The 4,192-nt window shown below is 55.1% G+C and carries 4 protein-coding genes and 1 pseudogene; 4 read left to right on the top strand and 1 reads right to left on the bottom strand.

Annotated features, from left to right (window positions below; genetic code table 11):
- From ACRXB1_RS31965 to ACRXB1_RS31955, 3 genes and pseudogenes are all read left to right on the top strand, one after another.
- A pseudogene (locus ACRXB1_RS31965) lies at positions 1-126 on the top strand (IS630 family transposase); the annotation flags it as partial.
- Positions 127-352: 226 nt separating this feature from the next.
- Positions 353-652 (top strand): hypothetical protein, encoded by a 300-nt coding sequence (locus tag ACRXB1_RS31960; RefSeq protein WP_449494309.1) that lies wholly within the window; start codon positions 353-355, stop codon positions 650-652.
- 491 nt (positions 653-1,143) lie between these two features.
- A complete protein-coding gene (locus ACRXB1_RS31955; RefSeq protein ID WP_449494308.1) occupies positions 1,144-1,419 on the top strand; it encodes a hypothetical protein in 276 nt (91 codons plus the stop codon).
- A 536-nt stretch (positions 1,420-1,955) separates the two neighbouring features.
- Here the strand turns inward: ACRXB1_RS31955 and ACRXB1_RS31950 are convergent.
- Positions 1,956-2,228: a hypothetical protein gene (locus ACRXB1_RS31950; RefSeq protein WP_449494307.1), complete on the bottom strand. Its 273-nt coding sequence runs from the start codon at positions 2,226-2,228 to the stop codon at positions 1,956-1,958.
- Positions 2,229-2,976: 748 nt separating this feature from the next.
- Between ACRXB1_RS31950 and ACRXB1_RS31945 the strand changes: the two genes are divergently transcribed.
- Positions 2,977-4,083: a Mu transposase C-terminal domain-containing protein gene (locus ACRXB1_RS31945; RefSeq protein ID WP_449494306.1), complete on the top strand. Its 1,107-nt coding sequence runs from the start codon at positions 2,977-2,979 to the stop codon at positions 4,081-4,083.
- Positions 4,084-4,192: the final 109 nt, after the last annotated feature.

Genomic DNA, 4,192 nt, shown 5'->3' with positions numbered 1-4,192 from the left:
AGTATCGAGCGCTATGTTCAGCAGTACAACCAGCACAAGCGAGCGTTTGTGTGGACTGCAACAGCCGATTCCATTCTCAAGAAAGTGGCGAAACTATGTAAAGTTATTTCTGGGACAGAACACTAGCGCGGCAGGAAAGATAGTGAACGAATCGCTTACATCAAGTCAGTCGTTTCGGTGGTTTCGGGTAAGTGTTGGCGTGAACAGCGTTGCTAACGATGAGCCGGCGTTTAATGACCCGTTGCACGACGACATCACTGCATAACAAATGTCCGCTTTAGCGATGATGTGTAGCTGCCGTCAAGTCGGCGGATCAAATCAGCCGTGAAAGCTCAGAATCTGGGTTGAATCCATGAAAAAAGTAAGCGTCTCAGAATTGCGTGAGGCAGCGCGAGCTTTGCAAAACAGGCCACGAGTCAGTGCGATGGAAGACGCTGATTTCTGCGCATCAATGCTGCAGCTCATCAGTGATGCACGATATACGTTCGTGGGAGTGAAAGCTGCTACTGGCCTTTTATCTCAAGCTTCGTCGTATGCGTCAAGTGCGCATATGGAACTGTCGCTCGCGGCAATCCAGGCGGTCTTAGAAAAAGCGGGTCATACGGTCGAAAAAGAAGAAAGCTCGATGGGATCGAAGCCGGCGCTGGTGTGACAAGCTCGCCAGCGCCGGTTAGGCAGCTGTTTCGCCTTCGCCGACTTACTTTGGCTTGGTTAATGCGCCGACAGGGCGGCGTAGATAAAATGAAGCATTGAATGTGTGAAGGCTACGACTAGCAAGATCGTACATCGAAATCGACATGTCTTACTTATGCGATCGGGCCTCCACAGTTTCGCAGCGGCGACTTACCGCGATGAGCCGTTAAAAATTCTTGAACCTCAGCTCACTCGGCTATGTCACGCGCCAATGCGCATGTTGCAAGAAAGGCGTAAGTGCAACAGCCCGGAACTGTCGCGTCGAGCTAAGTTGCGTTAAAGCCGGAAGTAGTCATCCTTCCGGGGATTGCATGTGCTTCCAGCGGGGGACGCGTTAGGCCTCCGCTGCTTCAAGATGTCTAATTAGGTCATCTCAAAGAATCGTTTGGCCCGGTCCTCACGTGGTATGGCCACGCTGCGCCGGCTGATAAGCATCAAAAAGGAAAAGACATGAAAACTCCGTCGCAACAAGAGATTGCCCTAGGTCTGGAAGCTGAATGGATCGAGATGCTGAATCGATCTGTTATGAAAAAGTCAGTGCAGAACATCGAGCAGCTGCGAGAGGACGTGTTAGTGCTCACGACTGAGGTCGAAACGCTATTCAGCTTGAGCGTCTACGAGCTTGAGACGACGGGCGAAGCCAGAAGAATCGCACATCTGGGGCATACCCAACGCGCGCTGATAAAGTTGCACCCAATTATTTACTCAAGAGGCAGGCGCGACTAGTGGGCGGTCGAAATTTATTTATGTCGCGGCGGCTATGCTCGCTCCACCGGCTCGTTTCCCGGCGTCTTCGGCGTGATCCGGTCGATCCGAAGATTTTTTGTATCTAGGATGGACCCATTCACGTCGAACTTATTTATCGCATTTGGAACGATGGCCGATTAGGCTTGGTGCGCATTGACTCATCAAAACTGCAACTCCCGCTGACCTGTTGCCTCATGTAGTTTGCTACCGGTTGGATTGTCCGACAGGAGCGGCGCGAGGTGACGAGGCAAATCAGCATGACGACACGCAGGGAGTTGGTTTCCAGCTTTGCAATTGCGGTATGGCAGCGCGACGTCCGGTGAGCGGAACAAGATCCTCGACGAGTTCGTAGCTTTGACTGGTTATCAGCGCAAGCACGCCATCCGGCTGCTGGGTGAAAAACCACCCCCTACGAAGGGGACGCCCGCACGTTATCCGCGCGGTCGAGGCGATGTTACGAGCCCATCAAATCAACTGAATGGGAGGCTCAACGGTCATCTGGCAAAGGCCGTTGGTTATAGTGCGTCGTTCCATGCGGAAATCGACGCGTTCACGTCGTCCGCACGATCCTGCATGATCCAATGGCCCGTGCTGGTCCATACATCCACCTTCGATTTTCGATGCGAGAACCAAGAGCGCATGCGGTTGACCTGCTCGGGGTCGCGGCACGTCTGATAGAACGGGATGGCAAGGCTCTTGCATAAGGTCGCGCTCGCCTCTCCAATGCCGACCTGATCGTTGCCGAAGAACAGCGGACCGAAGGACTCGCGAACGACATGCGCTGGCATGCCTTGCACACGTCTCGCGTGTTAACGCTTGAATGCCGGGTCAGTGATCCGGTCATAGACAAGCTGAAACAAAGCCGGGACCACGATGCCAGGATCGCTCGCACTCAAATCATGTGTTGTTTTTGTTGCAGTTCACGAATTCTGCTAGCCGTGTTCACAGTGTTTGCTAGCGCAAGAAGTGCGACAGCCCACGCCACATAAGGTTGAAGCAGCGATTTATGAGTTTTGCCACCTGTTGCGTTTCGGCAACAGGTGAGCGACATGATGTCCGTTAATTTTGCTAGCGCGTTCGCCGTGTCCTTTAATTCTGCTAATGCCTTTGGACGAAGGTCGACAAGGAGCGGCGGTGACGGACGCGAACGAGAGAAGCAGCCGCGTTGAGAAGGTCGCATCGGTGCTTCGACCATTGGGTCGGGGACCGCTATCCCGAGAACAGGCAGTTCTCGCTGCGCATCTCCTCGGCGTGCATTGGACGACCGTGTATCGGTTGCGCCGGAGATTCTTGGCAGACCCTGTTGCAAGCTCCGTTGCTCCGTATCCTCGAGGCCCGTCGCCGGGCGGCGGTCGTTTGGGGGACGACGTCGATAAAGTGATCGACGAAGTAGTGCATGTTTGGCTTCCGAAGCAGCGACAATTGGCACACCCTGCAACAGATCTTGTGCTGGAGGTTCGACGCAGATGTTCGCTCGCTGGACTCCAACTTCCGAGTCGAACGACGGTCGGACGGCGATGGGCGAAGCATCGTGAGTTGGATGCTTTAAAGCGCGCGGCGCTGCCCGACGCCCTAAAAGCGCCAGGGTCGCTAGTCGCCAAATATCCCTTGGAGATCGTCCAGGTCGATCACACACAAGCGGATGTGCTTTTGGTGAGCGAGTACGACCGACGGATCATCGGCCGTCCGTGGCTGACCATTGCTCTGGACGTTGCGACTAGGTGTGTGTTGAGTTTCTACGTAAGCATGGACCGTCCAAGGGCAGCAACGGTGGGTTTGCTCCTGACAAGAGCTGCACTACGCAAGGAGCCATGGCTCGAGAAGATTGAAGTGGATGCGGAATGGCCGATGCGCGGAATTCCGAAAGTCCTGCATCTCGACAATGCCGCTGAGTTCAGAAGCAGGGCCCTTCGCAGTGGCTGCCGGGAATACGATATCGATCTTATGTATCGTCCAGTGGGGCGCCCCCATTTCGGTGGCCATATCGAGCGCCTGAATCGAACTCTAATGGAAAGGGTGCGAGGTCTACCGGGGGCGACCGGGTCATCTCCGAAAGGACGTAAGGCACGGCAGTCGGAAAAGACGGCTGCTTTGACCCTGCGTGAGTTTCAGCAGTGGCTTGCAATTGAGGTCGCCAGACGATACCACCACGCCGCACATCGCGGGCTGCTCGGGGCGACACCAGCCGACCTATGGAAAATGCAGGTGCGAAGTGCGGATTCGCGACAATTGCCGGTAACTGGGGGCGCCGAGCTCAGATTCCTGATTCGCTTCTTGCCTGCTGCGTCAAGGACAATACAGGCGTATGGTTTGACGCTCTTCCATATTCGATACTGGCATCCGATATTTACTGCGTGGCGCGAGACCCGACGCACTGTCACTGTTCGGTACCATCCGGAGGATCTCTCGCGCGTCTTCGTGACGGCAGGCAGCCGCGACTACCTCGAAGTCCGATACGCAGATATGCGGCGCCCGGCGATTTCTCTGTTCGAACAGCGAACCGCCCTAAAAGCAATTCGGTCGAAAGGGCAGCACACAGTCTCAGAGGCGCAGGTTTTCCGAACCATAGAGGAGCAACGAAGCGTGATCGCTAACGCAAGGCGGGTCACCGCCCGTGCACGCAGGCCCCCTGCGTCACAATAGATGTCGCCTCTGAATTTTCCCAATCCGAAGAACTCAGAGGTGCAGGTTGAATGCCAAACAGACGTATTCTGTCGAATTCAGGGAGCAGGCGCTGGCAAAGGTCTTGCAA

The organism is Caballeronia sp. M23-90, assembly GCF_053574605.1.
This window is presented reverse-complemented; position numbering and strand designations above follow the sequence as displayed.

What these genes read in the sequence shown, in the direction of transcription:
- ACRXB1_RS31960 (WP_449494309.1), top strand. Translation starts at nt 353, where the DNA reads ATGAAAAAAGTAAGCGTCTCAGAATTGCGTGAGGCAGCGCGAGCTTTG.
- ACRXB1_RS31955 (WP_449494308.1), top strand. Translation starts at nt 1,144, where the DNA reads ATGAAAACTCCGTCGCAACAAGAGATTGCCCTAGGTCTGGAAGCTGAA.
- ACRXB1_RS31950 (WP_449494307.1), bottom strand. Translation starts at nt 2,228, where the DNA reads ATGCCAGCGCATGTCGTTCGCGAGTCCTTCGGTCCGCTGTTCTTCGGC.